The sequence below is a fragment of the Stenotrophomonas acidaminiphila genome (genome assembly GCF_014109845.1).
GTDB classification, from domain to species: domain Bacteria; phylum Pseudomonadota; class Gammaproteobacteria; order Xanthomonadales; family Xanthomonadaceae; genus Stenotrophomonas; species Stenotrophomonas acidaminiphila.
This window is the reverse complement of sequence record NZ_CP043567.1, coordinates 2694129-2715455: the sequence shown is the minus strand read 5'-3', so window position 1 is coordinate 2715455 and position 21327 is coordinate 2694129. Positions and strand designations below refer to the sequence as shown.

The window sequence follows — 21327 nt, the reverse complement described above, 5'->3', positions numbered from 1 at the left end:
TTACCCCTGTTGCGCCCAGGCCAGCAGGCGCGCGGCGACCTGGTCCAGTGGCACCACCTCGTCGGCGGCGCCCAGCTTGAACGCCGCGCCGGGCATGCCCCAGACCACGCTGCTGGCCTCGTCCTGCACCAGGGTGCGGGCGCCGGCCTGCTTCATTTCCAGCAGCCCGCGGGCGCCGTCGTCGCCCATGCCGGTGAGGATGGCGCCGATGGCGTTGGCGCCGGCATTCTGCGCGACCGAACGGAACAGCACGTCCACCGCCGGCTTGTGCAGGTTGACCGGCGGGGTGTCGTCGATGCGGCAACGCCAGCGCGCACCGTCGCGGATGATGCGCAGGTGGCGGCCGCCCACCGGCAGGTAGGCATGGCCGGGCAGGATCGCCTCGCCATCACTGGCCTCGCGCACCGACATCGCCGAATGGCGGTCCAGGCGCTCGGCGAAGGCGGTGCTGAAACTGGCCGGCAGGTGCTGGGTGAGGACGATGGCAGGGGCGTCGGCGGGCATCATTTCCAGCACCACGCGCAGGGCTTCGGTGCCGCCGGCCGAGGCGCCGATGGCGATCAGGCGGTCGGTGGTGCGGAATTTGAGCGACGAAGCGCCGGTGGCGGCCGGGGCGATCGTGTCCAGCGTGCGCCTGGCCTGTGCCGGCACCGCCAGTGCGCGGACCCGCGAGCGGGCGGCCATCTTGACCTTGGCGCAGATCTCGGCAGCGTAGCTTTCCAGCCCGCGGGCCACGTCGAGCTTGGGCTTGGCGACGAAATCCACCGCGCCCAGCGCCAGCGCCTGCAGCGTGGTGTCGGCGCCGCGTTCGGTCAGCGACGAGACCATCACCACCGGCAGCGGATGCAGGCGCATCAGGTTTTCGAGGAATGCCAGCCCGTCCATGCGTGGCATTTCCACGTCCAGGGTCAGCACGTCCGGGTTCAGGCGCTTGATCTTCTCGCGCGCGATCAGCGGGTCGGAGGCGGTGCCGACGACTTCGATGCCGGGGTCGCGGGCCAGCAGATCGGAGAGGATCTGCCGGACCAGCGCCGAATCGTCCACCACCAGGACCCGGCAGGGGGCTTGCAGGCTCATTCGAACAACTCCACGCCACCGGTGACCGGGGCCTTGGCCAGGCGGGCGCGCACGGCCGATTCGGCGGCGGCGACTTCGGCTTCGTGGGCGTGCGGCAGGCGCTGCACCACCACCCGGCCGGTCTGCGGGAAGAACCAGACCTTGCGCGGATGGATGCCGAGCAGGTCCTCGGCGATCACCGGGATATGTTCGGCGCGCAGGTACTGGCGCACGAACTCGGCATTGCGGGTGCCGACCGGGTTGCTGGTGAAGCCCTTGAGCACGTTGGCGCCGCCGAACACCTTGGCTTCCAGGCGCTTGCGGTGGGCGCCGCGCTTGAGCAGGTCGTTGATCAGCAGTTCCATCGCATAGCTGCCATAGCGCGCGGGGGCGCCGTCGCCGACGTTGCCGTCGGGCAGCAGGAAGTGGTTCATGCCGCCGATCTTGAGTACCGGGTCGCGGATGCAGGCGGCCACGCACGAGCCCAGGGTGGTGGTCAGCGCGGTGTCGTCGTCCACCACCAGGTACTGGGTGGGCAGCAGCTTGGCGGCGATGGTCTGGAAGCGCGTGTCGCGGTAGCGCATCACCTCGTCGGCGTGGGCGGCCATGCTCATGCGCCGGCCCCGCGCACGCGGCGGTACAGGGTGCGGCCGCATGGCTGGATCAGGTCGGCCGCGTGCAGGTAGTTCTCGGAATGGCCGGTGTAGAGCAGGCCGTCATCGCCCATGTGCTGCACCAGCCGCGACAGGATGGCGCGCTGGGTCGGCTTGTCGAAATAGATCATCACGTTGCGGCAGAACAGGGCGTCGTAGGGCCCGCCGACGTCGTAGCGCGGGGCCAGCAGGTTGAGCTGGCGGAACTCGATCAGCTTGCGCAGCGCCGGCACTACCCGGCACTTGCCTTCATTGGGTCCGGTGCCGCGCTGGAAATAGCGGCGCTTGAGCGCCGGATCGAGGCCGGCGATGCGCTCGACCGGGTACACGCCCTGGGCGCCGGTGGCCAGCACCTGGGTGTCGACGTCGGTGGCCAGGATGCGTACCGGCGGGGTGAGGCTGCCGAACGTTTCGCAGGCGGTGATCGCCAGCGAGTAGGGCTCCTCGCCGGTGGATGCCGCGCACGACCAGATCTGCAGCGGCGCGCGGTGGGCGCGCGCCAGCAGTTCCTCGCGCAGTTTTTCGAAATGATGCGGTTCGCGGAAGAACGAGGTCAGGTTGGTGGTCAGGGCGTTGGTGAATGCCTGCCACTCGTCGCCGCCGTCGCGCTCGAGCTGGTCCAGGTAGTCCTGGAACGAATGCATGCCCAGCGCACGCAGCCGGCGCGACAGGCGTCCGTACACCATGTCGCGCTTGGCCGGTACCAGCGCGATGCCGGCGCGCTTGTGGATCAGTTCGCAGACGCGGCGGAAATCGCGGTCATTGAACTCGAAGTCGCGGGAGGCGGGAGCGGGCAGGGACACCGTGGGACCTCAGCTGGCCAGTGCCAGGTCGCGGGGGGCGCGGGACGATGCCTGCAGGCGGAAGGCCGACACCGCATCGGTCAGCAGCATGGCCTGTTCCTCCATGGCACGCGCGGCGGCGGTGGCTTCCTCCACCAGCGCGGCGTTCTGCTGGGTGGTCTCGTCCATCTGGGTGACGGTCTGGTTGACCTGTTCGATGCCGGCGCTCTGTTCCTGCGAGGCGGCGGAGATCTCGGCCATGATGTCGGTCACCCGCTGCACCGAGGTCACGATCTCGCCCATGGTGCTGCCGGCCTGGTGCACCAGCGCCGAGCCTTCGGCGACCTTGTCCACTGAGTTCCCGATCAGTTCCTTGATCTCCTTGGCGGCCCCGGCCGAACGCTGCGCCAGGGTGCGTACTTCCGAGGCGACCACGGCGAAGCCGCGGCCCTGTTCGCCGGCGCGGGCGGCTTCCACCGCGGCGTTGAGCGCCAGGATGTTGGTCTGGAAGGCGATGCCGTCGATGACGCTGATGATGTCGGCGATCTTCTTCGACGAGGCCTCGATGTCGGCCATGGTGGTGACCACCTGGCCGACCACCTGGCCGCCCTGCGAGGCGACCCCGGCCGCGCCCTGCGCCAGCTGGTTGGCCTGGCGGGCGTGCTCGGCGTTCTGGCGCACGGTGGAGGTCAGTTCCTCCATCGAGGCGGCGGTTTCCTCCAGGTTGGCGGCCTGCTGCTCGGTGCGGCGCGAGAGGTCGTTGTTGCCGGTGGCGATCTCCGAGGCGGCCAGGTTGATGCTGGAGGCGGCCTGCTGGATGCGGCCGACGATCGAGGTCAGCTGCGCGACGGTGGCGTTGGCGTCGTCGCGCATCCTGGCGAACACGCCCTGGAAATCACCCTGCATGCGCGCGGTCAGGTCGCCGCGGGCGATGGCCTGCAGCAGGCTGGAGGTCTGCGCCAGGCTGTGGTCGGTGGCCTCCATCATCGCGTTGAGGTTGTGCACCATCTGCCGGAAATCATGCTCGAAGCGCTGCTCGTCACCGCGCTGGCTGAAATCGCCCTCGGCCGCGGCGCCGCTCAGGCGGCGGATCTCGCTGCTGATGGCGGTGAGGTTGCGCTTGATGGTGGCCATGGTCTCGGTGATCTCGGCCTTCTCGCCGGGCAGCGGCGGCATGTCGCGGCTCAGGTCGCCCACGGCATAGCGCTGGGCCAGCTCGATCACCTGCATCTTCACGCCGATGTGGTTGCCGACCAGCTGGTTGGTGCCGGCGACCATCACCCCGTAGTCGCCGGGGAAGGCGGCCTGGTCCATGCGGTAGCTGATGATGCCGGCGTCATGCTGGCGCCCCATTTCCTGCTGCGCCGCGATCACCGCCTGCAGCTGCGCCTGCATGCGCTGCATGCTGCCCAGCAGCTGGCCCGGCTCGTCACGCGAGGTCTGGGCGATGGCGTTGTCCAGGCGTCCGCCGGCGATGGCATCGGCGACGGCCGTGGCCTTGCGCAGCGGCAGCACGATGCGGCTGCCGATCACCCAGCTCAGCGCGAACACCAGCAGCACCAGCACGCCGCCGGCGACCGTCATGATGCCGGTGAAGCGCAGCGCCTGGGACTGCACGTCGTCCATGTAGACGCCGGTGGAGACCACCCAGTTCCAGGGCTTGTACATGCCGGCATAGGCGAGCTTGGGTATCGGCTTGCTCTGGCCGGGCTTGGGCCATGCGTAGCCGACGTAGCCGCCGCCGCTCTTGGCCGCCTCGACCTGGTCGTGGTACATGCGCACGCCATCCTCGCTGCGGAAATCGGCCATGTCCTTGCCGACCAGGTCCTTGCGGAACGGATGCATCAGCACCACGTAGTCGGCGCTGTAGATATTGAAGTAGCTGGAGTCGCCCTTGGTGCGCATGGCCTCCAGCGCGGCCATGGCCTCGGACTGCGCGCGCTCCAGCGGCAGGGTGCCGTCCTTGGCGCGGGCCGCGTAGTGGTCCAGCACGCCATAGGCCAGTTCCACGTCGCTCTGCAGCGCGACCTTGCGGGTCTCGTAGAGATCCACGTACTGCATGCGCGCCGCGACCACCGCCAGCGTGACCACGCCGACGGCGATGATGACCGTGAGCAGATTGAGCTTGGCGCGCACGGTGATGTTGGAGATGAAGCTCGACCAGGTACGGAGAATGTTCATGCGCGATAGGGAATGTGGGGGAATGGCGGCCGCGACGTGGAGCGCGGCGTCGGGGCTTCACTTGTGGATATCGGCCAGGTGCCGCGCAAGTTGAGCGATGCCGGTGTGGGGGCGCGGCGCTGGCCTGCGCCGCCGGCCAGCGTGGGCGACGGCCGACAGCAGAACCCCGGCATGCGCCGGGGTTCTGTGGGGTGGATCAGAATTCCTGCCAGTCCGAATCAACGGCCTCGGCGACGGCCACGCGGGCCGTGGCGCGTGGCCTCGGCTGCGGCGTGTTGGCCACCGCTGCTGCCGGCGCTGCGCTGGCGACCGCCACCGGCGCCACCTTGGCCGCGGCGGCCGGTGCGTCGTTCGCATCGAGGCGGAACAGCGACACCGCTTCGGCCAGGTGCGCGGCCTGTTCTTCCATGGAACGCGCGGCGGCGGTGGCTTCCTCCACCAGCGCGGCGTTCTGCTGGGTGGTCTCGTCCATCTGGGTGACGGTCTGGTTGACCTGCTCGATGCCGGCGCTCTGTTCCTGCGAGGCCGCGGAGATCTCGGCCATGATGTCGGTCACGCGCTGCACGGAGCTGACGATCTCGCCCATGGTGCTGCCGGCGCGACGCACCAGCTGCGAACCTTCGCCGACCTTGCCGACCGAATCCTGGATGAGCTCCTTGATCTCCTTGGCGGCCCCGGCCGAACGCTGCGCCAGGGTGCGCACTTCCGAGGCGACCACGGCGAAGCCGCGGCCCTGTTCGCCGGCGCGGGCGGCTTCCACCGCGGCGTTGAGCGCCAGGATGTTGGTCTGGAAGGCGATGCCGTCGATGACGCTGATGATGTCGGCGATCTTCTTCGACGAGGCTTCGATGGCCGACATCGTGGTGACCACCTGGCCGACCACTTCGCCGCCCTGCGATGCGACCCCGGCTGCACCCTGGGCCAGCTGGTTGGCCTGGCGGGCGTGTTCGGCGTTCTGGCGCACGGTGGAGGTCAGTTCCTCCATCGAGGCGGCGGTTTCCTCCAGGTTGGCGGCCTGCTGCTCGGTGCGGCGCGACAGGTCGTTGTTGCCCGACGCGATCTCGCCGGCCGCGGAATTGATCGCGGCGGTGGACTGCTTGATGCGGCCGACAATGGCGGTCAGCTGCTCGGTGGTGGCGTTGGCGTCGTCGCGCATTCTGGCGAACACGCCCTGGAAATCGCCCTGCATGCGCACGGTCAGGTCGCCCTGCGACAGTGCCGACAGCAGGCCGGAGATCTGCGCCAGGCTGGTGGCGTTGGCATCGAGCAGGCTGTTGAGCTGGCGCGCCAGTTCCAGGAAGAAGCCGTCCTTGCCCTCGGTGCCGATGCGGCCGCTGAGGTCGCCCGCGGCGGCGGCGTCGATCACCTGCGCCACCTCGCGTTCCACCATGGCTTCGGTGGTGCGGTCGCGCCATTCGACGACATGGCCGACCACGCTGCCGGCGTCGTCGCGGATGGCCGAGATGGTCTGCGCGAACTGGGCATCGCCGTAACGCATCTCGCGCGAGGCCACGCCGGTGCGCTGCAGCGCGTCGAGCACGCCGTGGTCCATCTCGCCGCGGAACTCCAGTGCGGTCACGTGCTGGCCGACCAGCGGACGCGAGGCATCGTAATGGTCCAGTGCGGTCCTGACGTCGTCGGCGTAACGCTCCAGCGTATGCGCCAGCGCCCGGTTGGCATAGACGATCTGCAGGTCGTTGTTGGTCAGGTAGACGCCGGTGGAGGAGTAATCCAGCGCGGTACGGATGCGCAGGTTCTCGGCGGCCACGGCCTGGTCGCGCTCGATGCGCTCGCGCAGGTCGCGCTGCATGCGCTGCATGGCGCGCAGCAGCTCGCCGACTTCATCGGCGCGGCGGGTGTCGATGGTGCCGTCGAGCTTGCCGCTGGCGATCTCGGTGGCCACGTCCACCGCACCGCGCATCGAACCGACCAGCGAGCGCGCGAACAGCCAGGCCAGCAGCAGGCCGGCGCCGACGCCGACCAGCACCGCGATCACGGTGACGATGACGGAGGCGGAGTAGGTGTCGGCGGCACGGTCGCTGGCGGCCAGGGCGCGGGCGTTCTCGTCGGCCGACAGCGCTTCGAGCGAGGCATAGGCCTTGCGATGCAGGTCGCGGGTTTCGCCAACGAAGGTGTCGATGGCGTCGTCGGGCAGGTCGAGCTCCAGCAGCTCGGCCACCGAATCGTAGGATTTCTTGGCGGCTTCCCAGTCGGCGACGAAGGTGTCGAGCAGCTTGCGCTGCTGCGGATTGTCCACCAGCTCCGAATACTTCGCGATGGATTCGTCGATGTGCTTGCGCAGCTCGGTGGCGCGGGTCCTGGCCTCGGCCTTCACCTCGGTGCTGGCGCGGATCAGGCTCTGGTAGGAGGCGTTGCGGTACTCGCTGACCATGCCGGCCAGCTCGCCGCCGGTGCGCAGGCCCGCCATGCGCTTGTCCGCGATCTCGGTGGTGACGCCATCCAGCGAGTGCAGGCCGCGGTACGCCACGATGCCCTGGATCAGCATCACGAGCAGGACGACGCCGAAGGTGAGCATCAGCTTCGGCATCAGGTTGAGGTTCTTGATCCACTGCATGGGTGCACGGTCTCCTGCTGCGTTCCCCGGCATGGATGCACCGGGACCGCGCCGGCCGGGCCAGCGCGGCATCGACGGGATGGATTACTTGATGTTGGCCAGCTTCAGGCTCGACGGCGAGGTGACTTCGATCTCGGCGCGCGAGGAATCGCGCTGGATCTTGCCGATCGCGCACACGGTCTTGCCCTCAAGCGTCATCAGGTCGAAGCCGAAGTTGCCGCGCGCCGAGCCCGGGATGCGCGCCGAGAAGGTATGGCGCGGGAACGCGCCGCCCATGTGCAGGAACGTCGGCTGGCCTTCGGAGCCTTCGGCGTAGCGGGCCTTCTCGACTTTGCCGCAGACCATGCCGTCCTTGCCGGCGAAGCGGGACGCGCTCTCCGGCGGGATCATCTCGTCGGCGGCGGCGACCAGGGAGACGCTTGCCAGCAGGGCCGCGGACATCAGCGAAATGAAGGGCTTGGACATCTTTTTCTCCGGATTGGGTTGCACCGGCAAACAGCCGGCCATGCGCTGGGTATCGGCCGGCGCTGGCGATGATTGATAGGCCGTGCCTGGAAGTGTGATGCGTGCCACGCTTTGTCAGGCGGCGACTTCTTCAGTGGCCGCGGCCTGGCCGAGGTCGGCGGTGTCGAGCAGGGTCTCGATGTCCAGCAGGATCAGCATGCGCTCGTCCTGGGTGCCGATGCCCGAGATGAAGCGGGTGTCCACCGCGGCACCGAACTCCGGCTTGGGGCGGATCTGCTCGGCGCTCAGCGGGATCACGTCCGAGACGCTGTCCACGACGATGCCGACCACGCGGTCTTCGACGTTGAGCACGATCATCACGGTGAAGGCGTCGTAGCGGGCTTCGTCCAGGCGCAGCTTCAGGCGCAGGTCGATGACCGGCACGATGGTGCCGCGCAGGTTGATCACGCCCTTGATGTAATCCGGGGCGTCGGGCACGCGGGTGACCGCGTCGTAGCCGCGGATTTCCTGCACTTTGAGGATGTCCACCCCGTAGTGCTCGTTGCCGAGCGTGAAGCTGAGGTACTCGCCGCCGGAAGTGGCAGCGTGGGCGCTGGTGTCGTTCATCTGGGGTCCTGATCCTGGCGGCATGCGGCTGCGGAGATGCGTCCCCCGGTGTATCGGCAATGGCCGCCGGAACTTTAGGCGTCCCCTAGGCGCCGCCGTTCTTGCGCGCCTTGCGCTCGCGGTCGACCCGGAAGATGTAGCGCTGGATGGCGGCATCGGCGCCGCGTGGCAGGTCCTCGAAGCGCAGGCCCACGCGCTGCTGCTCCATGCCGTTGGCCTGCTTGCGCACCAGCTGGCTGCAGACCACCAGGCTGACCGCGATCGGGGCCGAGTCGGGCAGCTGCAGTTCGCAGCCGGCCAGCCGCTGCTGCAGGCGCAGCAGGTTCAGGTCGGGCGGCAGCAGCACGGCGATGCCGCCGGCGCTGATGTCGACCACGCGCCAGCGCAGCGGGTCCGCGCCCTGCGGGTCGGGGAACACGCACCAGGGCGAATCGCCGACCGGGGTCTCCAGCCGGTACAGCTCGCGGCGCTGCAGGTGGTAGGCATCTTCCGGCAATGCGAGGCGGAACGCGGTGCGCCCATCCTCGACCAGCACCTGCGGGTGTTCCAGGCGGAACCGCACCATGACCCGGTCCACCTGCGCGAAGCACAGCAGGTGGGAGGCTTCGCCGACGCTGCGGTTGACCGCCGGCAGCGGGCTGCCGTCGAGCAGCAGGGTGTCCTCGTCCACCTCCAGCACCGCGCTGGGATAGGACTGCTCGTGGCCATCGGGATGGACCGCGATCGTGGCGCGCTGGTCGATCATCGCCTGCAGCAGCAGGCGGATCTGGCGCGGATTGCGAACCATGTACTTCTCGTCGGCATACAGGCTGCCGTCGAAGGAGGAAGGGGCGGATTCCGTCGGTTCGCGCTCTGACATGATCTCTGGAACAGGGAGGGCGGTGGCCTGGAGGCAACAGCATACCGGCAGGGTACCTCCGTGTATCGGCCCCCATCGCGTGGCTCTTTAGCGCCGGGGCGATGGCGCCGGCGCGATCGGCCGGTGCCGGCGGCTCAGAATTCCTGCCAGTTGCCGCCGTCGGCGGGGGCGGGACGTGGACGCGCCGATGGTTGCGATTTCACCGCCGTCACCCCCTTGAGTGCCGGGCGCGCCGGAGGCGTGGCACGGGCCGTCGTGGTGCGGAACATCGATACCGCCGTGGCCAGGGCGTTGGCCTGGTTCTCCATGGTGCGCGCGGCGGCGGTGGCTTCCTCCACCAGCGCGGCGTTCTGCTGGGTGGTCTCGTCCATCTGGGTGACGGTCTGGTTGACCTGTTCGATGCCGGCGCTCTGCTCCTGCGAGGCGGCGGAGATCTCGGCCATGATGTCGGTCACCCGCTGCACCGAACTGACGATCTCGCCCATGGTGCTGCCGGCCTGGTGCACCAGCGCCGAGCCTTCGGTGACCTTGTCCACCGAGTTTTCGATCAGTTCCTTGATCTCCTTGGCGGCCCCGGCCGAACGCTGCGCCAGGGTGCGTACTTCCGAGGCGACCACGGCGAAGCCGCGGCCCTGCTCGCCGGCGCGGGCGGCTTCCACCGCGGCGTTGAGCGCCAGGATGTTGGTCTGGAAGGCGATGCCGTCGATGACGCTGATGATGTCGGCGATCTTCTTCGACGAGGCTTCGATGGCCGACATGGTGGTGACCACCTGGCCGACCACTTCGCCGCCCTGCGAGGCGACCCCGGCCGCACCCTGCGCCAGCTGGTTGGCCTGGCGGGCGTGCTCGGCGTTCTGGCGCACGGTGGAGGTCAGCTCTTCCATCGAGGCGGCGGTTTCCTCGAGGTTGGCGGCCTGCTGTTCGGTGCGGCGCGACAGGTCGTTGTTGCCGACGGAGATCTCCGCCGCGGCGCGGTGGATGCTGGATGCCGCGGTCTGGATGCGGTCGATGATGCCGGTGAGCTGGATGACCGTGGCGTTGGCGTCGTCGCGCATGTCGGCGAAGGTGCCGCGGTAGTCGCCCTCCATCTGCACGGTGAGATCCCCCTGCGAGAGTGCGCGCAGCACGCCGGATACCTGTTCGACGCTGCTGCCGATGGCCGCCAGCAGGCCATTGAGCTGTCCGGAAATCTGCAGCAGGAAGCCGCTCTTGTCCTCCAGTCGGATGCGGCCGGAGAGGTCCCCGTGCGACGCGGCCACGATGATGTCGCTGACTTCCTTCTCGATCTGTACTTCGAGGGTACGGTCGTCCCATTCCACCACGTAGCCGATGCGCCGCCCCTCGGCGTCGGTCACCGGGTTGATGATCTGGCGCATGACATGCCCGCCGACCGTGATCTGCGCGCGATGGGTGCCATTCAACCCGCCGAGCAGCTTGCGCTGGTGCGGCGGGTGCCTGTGGAAGATGTCGATGTTGCTGCCGATCAGCGTCTGCATGTCGAAGTGGGGCAGGTCGCGGCGCATGTCCTGTTCGGCCCTGCCCAGCATCTCCATCAGCGGCCGGTTGGCATAGATGATGGTGAGGTCGGCGTCGGCGATCATCACACTGGTGGTGACATCGTCCAGCGCGGTGCGGATGCGCAGGTCCTCGGCGGCACGGGCGCGGTCCTGCCCGGCACGGGTCTTGAGCTGCACGATCATCTCGCCGATCGCGGCGTACATCTGCCCGATCTCGTCGCGCGAACGGTAGTCCACGCGCACGTCCAGCTCGCCGTGCGAAACTGCCTTGATCGCACCGAGCGCACCGGACAGCGGGCGCAGAATCGAGCGGGCGATCAGCCAGCACGCCAACAGCGCCGACAACAGCACCAGCACGCCGGCCAGGATCAGTACCCTGCCGAAGCTCCAGGCGCGCGCGGCGATGTCGTCGGTATATTCGCCGCTGCCGATGATCCAGCCCCAGCGCTTGTGCAGGCCGACGTAGGAAATCTTCTGCACCGGGCGATCGACGCCGGGCTTGGGCCAGGTGTAGTCGAGAAAGCCGCCGCCGTTGCGCTGGGCAAGCCTGACCATCTCGACGAAGATCTTCTTGCCGTCGGCACTGGTGGCGTCGCTGAGGTCCTTGCCGTTCAGCGCGGTCTGGTACGGGTGCATCAGCATCGTGGGGTGTTCGTCGTTCACCCACAGGTAGTCGCTGCCGTCGGCGCTGCGCAGGGACTCGATGGCCGCCAGCGCCTGGCGGCGGGCCGCGTCCTCGTCCAGTTCGCCGGTGGCGGCGCGGTCGGCATAGCGGTTGGCCAGCGCCAGCGCCGCTTCCACGCGGGTGTGCAGGGCGTTGCGCTCGTTGCGCAGCAGTTCGTCGTGGTTGCGCTGGGCCGTGACCAGGCACAGGGCGATGATCCCGGCTGCCAGGATCGCGAGCATCAGTACGAATTTCCGACGCAGCGGCAGGTCGCTGAAGATGCGCAGGGCGGGATGGGTGTTCATGCGTCTGTTTCCTTTTCCGTCACCGTGCATGGAAGAACAGGCCCTGCGCCCCGTGCCATGACATGGCCGCCTGCCTTCCCGTGGTATCGGCGCCACGTCCCGCGGCTGCAGCGCGGGTGACGGGAGCGTTGCATTTCCATGACCGCATGCGGGATTGCAGTGCGATCAGGATCACGGAACAGGTGGTGCGCGGGATGACGCGCCGCCGGCGGTACGCCCCGTCCCCCTGCGGGGCAGGCGCCGACGGGCCCCGCCGGTCAGGGCCCGTCGGCGTTGGATCAGAACTCCTGCCAGTCGTCGCCGTCGGCCAGTGCCGCCTCGGCCCTGCGTGCGCCCGCGGGCGCCGGGCGCCGCGGCGTCGCCGCGGGACGGGTGTCGTCGCGCCGGGGAGCCGGAGGCGTGCCGGCGGAGGCACGGGCCGGCGGCGCGGCGGCATCGTCGAGCTGGAACAGGGCGACCGCTGCCGCCAGCTGGTTGGCCTGTTCCTCCATCGAGCGCGCGGCGGCGGTGGCTTCCTCCACCAGCGCGGCGTTCTGCTGGGTGGTCTCGTCCATCTGCATCACGGTCTGGTTGACCTGCTCGATGCCGGCGCTCTGTTCCTGCGAGGCGGCGGAGATCTCGGCCATGATGTCGGTCACCCGCTGCACCGAGGTCACGATCTCGCCCATGGTGCTGCCGGCCTGGTGCACCAGCGCCGAGCCTTCGGCGACCTTGTCCACCGAGTTCTCGATCAGTTCCTTGATCTCCTTGGCGGCCCCGGCCGAACGCTGCGCCAGGGTGCGTACTTCCGAGGCGACCACGGCGAAGCCGCGGCCCTGTTCGCCGGCGCGGGCGGCTTCCACCGCGGCGTTGAGCGCCAGGATGTTGGTCTGGAAGGCGATGCCGTCGATGACGCTGATGATGTCGGCGATCTTCTTCGACGAGGCCTCGATGTCGGCCATGGTGGTGACCACCTGGCCGACCACCTGGCCGCCCTGCGAGGCGACGCCGGCCGCGCCCTGCGCCAGCTGGTTGGCCTGGCGGGCGTGCTCGGCGTTCTGGCGCACGGTGGAGGTCAGTTCCTCCATCGAGGCGGCGGTTTCCTCCAGGTTGGCGGCCTGCTGTTCGGTGCGGCGCGACAGGTCGTTGTTGCCGGTGGCGATCTCCGAGGCGGCCAGGTTGATGCTGGAGGCGGCCTGCTGGATGCGGCCGACGATCGAGGTCAGCTGCGCGACGGTGGCGTTGGCATCGTCGCGCATCCTGGCGAACACGCCCTGGAAATCACCCTGCATGCGCGCGGTCAGGTCGCCGCGGGCGATGGCCTGCAGCAGGGCGGAAACGTCGGACAGGTTGCCGTCGGTGGTTTCCATCAGGCGGTTGAGCCCGGCCACCATCTCGCGGAAGTCGTGCTCGAAGCGGGCGGTGTCGCCGCGCACGCTGAAATCACCTGCGGCGGCGGCACCGGCCAAGCGCCTGATCTCGGCGTTGATCGCCGACAGGCTGGCCTTGGTTTCGTCCATGGCGCGGGTGATGGCGGCCTTTTCGCCGGGCAGGCGGTCCATGTCCACCGACAGGTCGCCATGCGCGTAGCGCTGCATCACTTCCACGATCCGCCCGGTCACGTCCAGGTGGCTGGACACCAGCTGGTTGGTGCCGGCGACCATCACCCCGTAGTCGCCGGGGAAGCGGGAGGCGTCGATGCGGTGGCTCACGCTGCCGGCGTCATGGCGCGCGGCCATCTCGCCCTGGGCATGGATCACCGCCCGGATCTGGTCGCGCATGTGCGACTGCGCCCGCAGCAGCTGGCCGAGTTCGTCGTTGCGGCGCGCGGGGATGGTGGTGTCGAGCTTGCCTTGGGCGACGTCGGCGGACACGCGCACGGCCTCGGCCAGCGGGCGCAGCACCATCGCCCGCAGCAGCAGCCACAGGCCGGCACAGAGCGAGGCGGCGGCGAGCAGCCCGACCAGGGCCACCAGCTCCAGCAGCGAGCGCGCCTGCGCGGTGAGCAGGTCGCGCGGCACCATCACCCCCAGCGCGAAGCGACGGTCGCTCTTGCCGATGCGCAGCGGCGCATAGACCTGCACCATCCCGTTCCCGTCGGCCTGGAAGTTGCTGTAGAGCTTGTCCTCGGCGACGGCCGCCAGGATCGCCCGGGTGGTGTCGTCGTCGCGGGTCTTGCCGACGTTGGCCGCATCGGGCGAGGCCACCACCATGCCCATCGGCGACAGCAGTTCGGTACGGCCCTGGCCCATCGGCCGGAGCTGGGCGATGCGCTCCTGCAGGGCGGAAAGCTCGAAGTCGGAGGTGACCACGCCCAGCACCTTGTCGCCGTCCATGATCGGGATGGCGATGGTGGTCAGCATCAGCGTCTTGCCGCCGACCTCGTAGGGATACGGCTCGATGATGACCGGCTTCTTCAGCGTCCGCGGGGTCACGTACCAGGCGCCGAGCCTGGGGTCCTCGTAATCGCGCAGCGGCTCGCTGACCAGCTCGCCGCCGACCCGCGCCCAATAGCTCATGAAGCGGCCGGTGGCGTCGTGTTCCGGGGCATCGACGAACTGCGCGTCGTTGCCGTCGAACGCATCCGGCTCCCACAGGACGCACATGCCGGCACGCTCGGGATGCAGTTCCATCTGCTGCCTGAAGGTCTGCGAGATGGCGGCGCGGCTGATCTGCCCGCGCTGGGTCCCCAGGTTCTCGGCCAGCGTCTGCACCGCGTCGTAGGTCTGGCTCATCTCGGTGGAAAGATGCTGGGCCTCGTAGCGGGCCAGGTTCTCCAGGGTGGCCTGCGAGGAGGCCAGCAGTGCGCGGCTGCTCTTCCAGTAGCTGATGGCGGCGGTGAGGCCGAAGGCCGCCAGGGCGATCAGGGCGATGCCCAGCATCAGGCGGGTGGCGACGCTGCTCTTGCGTTCGCTGGAGATGGAACGGGGGGGCGTGGCGGACATGGATGGACCGATGAGGACGGAATCCCCAGCTTCATCGGTCGGTGACGGCGGTTCTTGAGGGCCTGCGCTGCCGTCCGTCGGAAAATCCGCGCCAGGCCGCCGGCTTCATTCGAAGCCGGCGGCGGCTTGTTGCGTGGATCCGCTCAGAACTCCTGCCAGTCGCCGGCATCGGCGATGATCGTCGAATCGATCGCGCGGGGGGCGGGCGCCAGCTTCGGCACCGGGGCCTTGGGCGCGGCGGCAGCGCGCCGGGGCGCCGGCTGTGCACTGGCCGGCGTCGCCGCGGCATCGTCGAGGTGGAACAGGGCGACCGCCTCGGACAGGTGCGCGGCCTGTTCTTCCATCGAGCGCGCGGCGGCGGTGGCTTCCTCCACCAGCGCGGCGTTCTGCTGGGTGGTTTCGTCCATCTGCATCACGGTCTGGTTGACCTGCTCGATGCCGGCCGTCTGTTCCTGCGAGGCGGCGGAGATCTCGGCCATGATGTCGGTCACGCGCTGCACCGAACTGACGATCTCGCCCATGGTGCTGCCGGCCTGGTGCACCAGCGCCGAGCCTTCGGCGACCTTGTCCACCGAGTTTTCGATCAGCTCCTTGATCTCCTTGGCGGCCCCGGCCGAACGCTGCGCCAGGGTGCGTACTTCCGAGGCGACCACGGCGAAGCCGCGGCCCTGCTCGCCGGCGCGGGCGGCTTCCACCGCGGCGTTGAGCGCCAGGATGTTGGTCTGGAAGGCGATGCCGTCGATGACGCTGATGATGTCGGCGATCTTCTTCGACGAGGCCTCGATGTCGGTCATGGTGGTGACCACCTGGCTGACCACCTGGCCGCCCTGCGAGGCGACCCCGGCCGCACCCTGGGCCAGCTGGTTGGCCTGGCGGGCGTGTTCGGCGTTCTGGCGCACGGTGGAGGTCAGTTCCTCCATCGAGGCGGCGGTTTCCTCCAGGTTGGCGGCCTGCTGTTCGGTGCGGCGCGACAGGTCGTTGTTGCCGGTGGCGATTTCCGAGGCGGCCAGGTTGATGCTCGATGCCGACTGCTGGATGCGGCCGACGATCGAGGTCAGCTGCGCGACGGTGGCGTTGGCGTCGTCGCGGATGCGCGCGAATACGCCCTGGTAGCTGCCCTCCATGCGCGCCGTCAGGTCGCCGCGCGACAGCGCGCCGAGCAGGGTGGAGACCTGGCCGACGCTGCTCGCGAAGCTGTCCAGCAGGTCGTTCAACTGTTCCGACAACTGCAGCAGGAAGCCGCTCTTGCCTTCCAGCATGATCCGCCCGGAAAGCTCGCCGTTGGCGGCGGCGGCGACGATGCCGCTGACCTCGCGCTCGACCTGCACTTCGGCGGTGCGGTCGTCCCACTCCACCACGTAGCCCAGGCGGCGGCCGTCGCCGTCGGTCACCGGATTGATGATCTGGCGCATGATGTGGTTGCCGACGGTGATCTGCGCGCGATGGGTGCCGTGCAGCTCGCCGAGCAGCTTGCGCTGGTGCGGCGGATGCTTGTGGAACACATCGATGTTGCTGCCGATCAGCGTCTTCATGTCGAAGTTCGGCAGGTCGCGGCGCATGTCCTGCTCGGCCTTGCCGAGCATCTGGAACAGCGGCCGGTTGGCGTAGATGATGGTGAGGTCGGCATCGGCGATCATCACGCTGGTGGTGACGTCGTCGAGCGCGGAACGGATGCGCAGGTTCTCGGCGGCGAGGGCGGCATCGCGCTCGATGCGCTCGCGCAGGTTGCCCTGCATGGTCTGCATGGAGCGCATCAGGGTGCCGATCTCGTCCTGGCGCGTGGTATCGATGCGGCCGTCGAGCTTGCCGTGGGCGATGTCGTTGGCGACGCCGGCGGCGGCGGCCAGCGGCAGCACCACCTGGCGACGCAGCAGCACGAACAGCGCCGTGCACAGCGCCAGCGCCGCCAGCAGGCCCACCGCGGCGACGATGTACAGCAGCACGTCCGCCTGCCGGGTCAGCAGCGACTGCGGGACGATCACGCCGAGGGCGAAGTGCTGGGCGGCATCGCCCACCTTGATCGGCACGTACACCGCGACATTGCCGTCGGCGTCGGGCTCGAATGCCTCGGCGACCTCGCCCTTGGCGATGCGCGCGAGCAGGGTGCCGGTGGCCGCATCCTGGCGCTGGGTGCCGATCCCGGCGGGGTCGCGACTGGCCAGTACGCGGCCTGCCGGCGACAGCAGTTCGACGTGGCCTTCGCCCATCGGCGACAGCCGCGACAGGTGCTCCTGCAGCGAAGACAGGGCGAAGTCCACCGTCACCACGCCGAGGAAGCGCTCCTGTTCGACGATCGGGATCGACAGGGTCGTCATCAGCACCTGCTTGCCGTTGATCGTGTAGCTGTACGGCTCGACCAGCGTGGGCTGGCGGCTTTCGCGTGGCTTGAGATACCAGTCGCCATCGCCCGCCACGTCATAGCCGCGCAGGGCCTCGGTGACGGGTTTTCCGTCGGCCCAGGCCCAGTAGCTCATGAAGCGGCCGCTCGAATCGTGTCCCTCGTCGTCCGCATGCGCGGCATCGGCGCCATCGAACGCGTCCGGCTCCCACAGCGTGCTGACCCCGACCCACTCCGGGTGCGCGAGCAGCTGCTGCTTGAGCAGCGCCGATACCGCCTGGCGGGTCAGGATGCCTTGTTGCTGCTGCAGGCGCAGGGTGCCGGCCAGGGTAGTGGCGGTGTCGTAGGCCTCGCCCAGCCCGGCCGAGACCCGCTGCGCCTCGAGGCCGGCCAGGTTGCGCATTGCATCCTGCGACGACGAGAGCAGGGCGCGGCTGCTCTTCCAGTAGCTGATCGCGGCGGTGACACCGAAGGAAATCAACGCGATCAGCGCCACGCCCAGCATCAGGCGGGTGACGATGCTGGAACCGGAACGGGGATGGGACACAGCTCTCTCCTGCGGCCATGCGCCCCTGGATATCGGGACACCGGCTCATGACTTTGGTAAGAAGGGGCGGCGCGGATGTTGGATCACCGCCCCTGTAATGCCGGCGCGCAGCCCATAGGGGGCTACGCGACGGATGCCTCAGAACGCCTGCACGCCGCCGGCCGCCAGGCCGATGCCGCGCCCGGCAGCCACGGCCGGGGCGTGGGCGTGGGCGGCGACCCGAGTGGCTGCCGGTGCGATGGCCGCCAGCCGGAACTGCGAGACGGCCTCGCTCAGCTGCTGCGCCTGTTCCTCCATGGCACGCGCGGCGGCGGTGGCTTCCTCCACCAGCGCGGCGTTCTGCTGGGTGGTCTCGTCCATCTGGGTGACGGTCTGGTTGACCTGTTCGATGCCGGCGCTCTGTTCCTGCGAGGCGGCGGAGATCTCGGCCATGATGTCGGTCACCCGCTGCACCGAGGTCACGATCTCGCCCATGGTGCTGCCGGCCTGGTGCACCAGCGCCGAGCCTTCGGCGACCTTGTCCACCGAGTTCCCGATCAGTTCCTTGATCTCCTTGGCGGCCCCGGCCGAACGCTGCGCCAGGGTGCGTACTTCCGAGGCGACCACGGCGAAGCCGCGGCCCTGCTCACCGGCGCGGGCGGCTTCCACCGCGGCGTTGAGCGCCAGGATGTTGGTCTGGAAGGCGATGCCGTCGATGACGCTGATGATGTCGGCGATCTTCTTCGACGAGGCCTCGATGTCGGCCATGGTGGTGACCACCTGGCCGACCACCTGGCCGCCCTGCGAGGCGACGCCGGCCGCGCCCTGCGCCAGCTGGTTGGCCTGGCGGGCGTGCTCGGCGTTCTGGCGCACGGTGGAGGTCAGTTCCTCCATCGAGGCGGCGGTTTCCTCCAGGTTGGCGGCCTGCTGTTCGGTGCGGCGCGAGAGGTCGTTGTTGCCGGTGGCGATCTCCGAGGCGGCCAGGTTGATGCTGGAGGCGGCCTGCTGGATGCGGCCGACGATCGAGGTCAGCTGCGCGACGGTGGCGTTGGCGTCGTCGCGCATCCTGGCGAACACGCCCTGGAAATCACCCTGCATGCGCGCGGTCAGGTCGCCGCGGGCGATGGCCTGCAGCAGGCTGGAGGTCTGCGCCAGGCTGTGGTCGGTGGCCTCCATCATCGCGTTGAGGTTGTGCACCATCTGCCGGAAATCATGCTCGAAGCGCTGCTCGTCACCGCGCTGGCTGAAATCACCCTCGGCCGCGGCGCCGCTCAGGCGGCGGATCTCGCTGCTGATGGCGGTGAGGTTGCGCTTGATGGTGGCCATGGTCTCGGTGATCTCGGCCTTCTCGCCGGGCAGCGGCGGCATGTCGCGGCTCAGGTCGCCCACGGCATAGCGCTGGGCCAGCTCGATCACCTGCATCTTCACGCCGATGTGGTTGCCGACCAACTGGTTGGTGCCGGCGACCATCACCCCGTAGTCGCCGGGGAAGGCGGCCTGGTCCATGCGGTAGCTGATGATGCCGGCGTCATGCTGGCGCCCCATTTCCTGCTGCGCCGCGATCACCGCCTGCAGCTGCGCCTGCATGCGCTGCATCGAGGACAGCAGTTTGCCGACTTCGTCGCGGCGCGAGGCGTCGATGCGGCGGTCGAGCTTGCCCGCGGCGACATCGTCGGCCACGCGCACCGCCTCGCCCAGCGGCTGTACGATCGAGCGGATGATGGCCCAGCCCAGCAGGGCGGCAAGTACCAGCGACAGCGCCATGCCGGCGGCCACCGCCATCAACGAACGCTGGTAGGCCTGCCTGGACGCGGCCACATCCCTGGCCAGCTGCTCCTGGTTGTACTGCGACATCAGCTTGAGCTGGTCGAACAGCAGGCGGCGCAGCTTGCGCGATTCGTCCGAGGAGATGTTCCGGGCGGTGTCGAAATCGTCGGCGGCAATGGCCGCGGCAATGCGCTCGTGCGCGGTGAAGTACGCCGCACGGTGCTCCTTGAGTTTCTCGTACATCGCCTGTTCTTCCGGCGTGTAGTCGGTATCGATGTCGTCGTAGGCCTTCTCGGCGGCCTCGATCAGGCCGCGCGTGTCGGCCAGGCGCTTGTCGTAGTCGGCCAGCTGCTCGGGGTTGCCCTGGTAGTTCAGCTGCGCCTGCTCATAGGTGCGGAACTCGCCGAGCTGCGCGCGCATCTCGCCCAGTTGCTGGACCGCCGGCATCCAGTTGTTGTTGATCTGCTCGATCTGGGTGTTGGCGAGCATCATCCGCCACAGCGAGAAGCCCCCCATCAGCAGGGTGATCATGCAGGTGATGCAGAAAGCGAGGACAAGCTTCCGCGTGATCGAAAGGTTCTGGAACCATTTCATCGCAGATATCTCCAGTGACAGGCTCAGCGACAGGCAGGCCCGGCGCACCTGCGCGACGTCATCAATTTGGAATGGCCGCGGCGGGAGGCCCGCACCCTGGGGTGCACATTTGCGGTATCGGCGCCGGCGTCCGCTTCTTGACGCCTGTGCGGTCGCCCGGCAGCGGAATCCCGACAGGCGGCGGACCGGTACCTGCCGGTGCCGTCAGAAATGCAGCTGCGCGCGCAGCTGCACCCCCTCGGGCTGCCAGTGCCGGGGCCCGCGCCGCGCATCGGCGTGGACGTAGTTGGCCTGGAACTTCAGGTGGTTGCCGAGGTACCAGTTGGCGCCCACGGTCCAGTTGTGTTCGCGGCCGCCACGGATCAGGCCGTCGTCCAGGTCGATGCGGCTGTAGCGTGCCAGCAGCTCGATGGCGCCGCGCTTGCCGGCCGGGCGCGGATTGGCGACGTTGCCGCCGCTGTAGGTGCGCGATTCGCCGGTAAGCAGCCAGCTGCCGGCCAGGTACCAGCCGTCGCCACGGTAGTGCGGCAGGGCGTGGCGGCGGGTGGTCTGCTGCAGGTATTCGCCCTGCAGCGACCACGGGCCTTCGATCCACAGCGCCTCCAGGCCGCGGCGGTCGATGCGTTCGACCTCGCGCAGGGTGCCCGAGTCGACCAGCCGCAGCGAAGTCAGCGACGCTTCCGGCCTGGCGCGCCAGCGCACGCTCGGCGCGAGCTCCACGCCGAGGCCATTGGTTTCGGCGTCGGGACGTTCGCGGGTGCTGGATACGCCCAGGTGCAGCACGTGCGAGGGCTGTTTGCGCGGGGTCCACGCCAGCCGCGCGGCCACGCTGTCGCCGCGGTTGTTGCCCTGCAGGTCGTGGCTGTAGGCGCCGGCGTTGAACAGCCAGCGCGGCCGCTCCAGGGCCCAGTCCACACCGATGCGGCGGCCCTCGTAGAACGCCTGTGTCGGCAGCGCGTTCTCCATGAAGGCGCCGCTGCGGGTGGCGGTATTGCCCTCGAAGCCCAGCGGCAGCTTCATCTGGCCGATGCGCCATTTGCCGAGGTCGTGGCCGGTCAGGCCCTTGCTCTCCAGGCGCAGCGCCACGTCCATCCAGGTGTCGGATTGGAAGTCGTAGGACGCGGTGAAGTCGTACAGGCCCTTGCGCTTGATGGCGAGGCCGAATTCCTTGCGGCGCCAGTCCTGGTCATCGTCCAGGGCAGCGCCGTCGGCGTCGAAGCGGTTGATGTCCCAGGCGAAGTTGCCGGTGAGGGTGGCTTCGGTGCCATCGGCCAGCGCCAGTCGCGGGGGCCATGCGTCGGCCTGCGTGCCGGCCAGGGCCGGAGCGGCGAGGGTGAGCAGGGCGAGCGGGGCTAGGCGGTGCATGCGGATGTCCTGGAGCGAGGGGGCGGCACGCCGGGGCGTGGGCCGGGTTCGGTGTGGCGCCCCCGGTCCTGCGGCAGGAGGGCGCGCGTAGTGGTTGCACGGGGGAACGGGCGACAGCGGGGTCGCCCGGGCATGCCGGCGGCAGGCGCC

Annotated in this window: 13 protein-coding genes; all 13 read right to left on the bottom strand. The window is 69.1% G+C overall.

The features are described 5' to 3' along the window. The 13 genes from F0P95_RS12385 to F0P95_RS12325 all read right to left on the bottom strand — a co-directional run bounded on the left by F0P95_RS12385 (position 1) and on the right by F0P95_RS12325 (position 21177). Complete coding sequence (locus F0P95_RS12385; protein ID WP_182334478.1) at positions 1–1077, bottom strand: protein-glutamate methylesterase/protein-glutamine glutaminase; 1077 nt, start codon at positions 1075–1077, stop codon at positions 1–3. Further along, complete coding sequence (cheD, locus tag F0P95_RS12380; protein WP_182334477.1) at positions 1074–1670, bottom strand: chemoreceptor glutamine deamidase CheD; 597 nt, start codon at positions 1668–1670, stop codon at positions 1074–1076. The genes F0P95_RS12385 and cheD overlap by 4 nt, the downstream gene beginning before the upstream one ends. Then, entirely contained in the window at positions 1667–2512 is an 846-nt protein-coding gene (locus tag F0P95_RS12375; protein ID WP_182334476.1) for a CheR family methyltransferase, read from the bottom strand. The genes cheD and F0P95_RS12375 overlap by 4 nt, the downstream gene beginning before the upstream one ends. Before the next feature lie 9 nt (positions 2513–2521). Beyond that, positions 2522–4672 carry a methyl-accepting chemotaxis protein gene (locus tag F0P95_RS17680; RefSeq protein WP_182334475.1) on the bottom strand — a complete coding sequence of 717 codons (2151 nt, stop codon included), beginning with the start codon at positions 4670–4672 and terminating at the stop codon, positions 2522–2524. Between the two features lie 196 nt (positions 4673–4868). Continuing rightward, on the bottom strand, positions 4869–7247 hold the full coding sequence (locus F0P95_RS12365) for a methyl-accepting chemotaxis protein (protein ID WP_182334474.1): 2379 nt from the start codon (positions 7245–7247) through the stop codon (positions 4869–4871). An 84-nt stretch (positions 7248–7331) separates the two neighbouring features. Then, a complete protein-coding gene (locus F0P95_RS12360; protein WP_182334473.1) occupies positions 7332–7712 on the bottom strand; it encodes a hypothetical protein in 381 nt (126 codons plus the stop codon). A 114-nt stretch (positions 7713–7826) separates the two neighbouring features. Beyond that, complete coding sequence (locus F0P95_RS12355) at positions 7827–8318, bottom strand: chemotaxis protein CheW (RefSeq protein ID WP_182334472.1); 492 nt, start codon at positions 8316–8318, stop codon at positions 7827–7829. 85 nt (positions 8319–8403) lie between these two features. Further along, entirely contained in the window at positions 8404–9177 is a 774-nt protein-coding gene (locus F0P95_RS12350; RefSeq protein WP_182334471.1) for a flagellar brake protein, read from the bottom strand. Between the two features lie 134 nt (positions 9178–9311). Then, positions 9312–11663, bottom strand: coding sequence for a methyl-accepting chemotaxis protein (locus tag F0P95_RS12345; protein WP_232528684.1), 2352 nt, complete (start codon positions 11661–11663; stop codon positions 9312–9314). A 278-nt stretch (positions 11664–11941) separates the two neighbouring features. Next, positions 11942–14587 carry a methyl-accepting chemotaxis protein gene (locus tag F0P95_RS12340; protein ID WP_182334470.1) on the bottom strand — a complete coding sequence of 882 codons (2646 nt, stop codon included), beginning with the start codon at positions 14585–14587 and terminating at the stop codon, positions 11942–11944. A gap of 143 nt (positions 14588–14730) precedes the next feature. Then, on the bottom strand, positions 14731–17430 hold the full coding sequence (locus tag F0P95_RS17675) for a methyl-accepting chemotaxis protein (protein WP_182336982.1): 2700 nt from the start codon (positions 17428–17430) through the stop codon (positions 14731–14733). Positions 17431–17610: 180 nt separating this feature from the next. Then, entirely contained in the window at positions 17611–19812 is a 2202-nt protein-coding gene (locus F0P95_RS12330; protein ID WP_182334469.1) for a methyl-accepting chemotaxis protein, read from the bottom strand. Positions 19813–20016: 204 nt separating this feature from the next. Beyond that, entirely contained in the window at positions 20017–21177 is a 1161-nt protein-coding gene (locus F0P95_RS12325; protein WP_182334468.1) for an OprO/OprP family phosphate-selective porin, read from the bottom strand. Between the last annotated feature and the right edge of the window lie 150 nt (positions 21178–21327).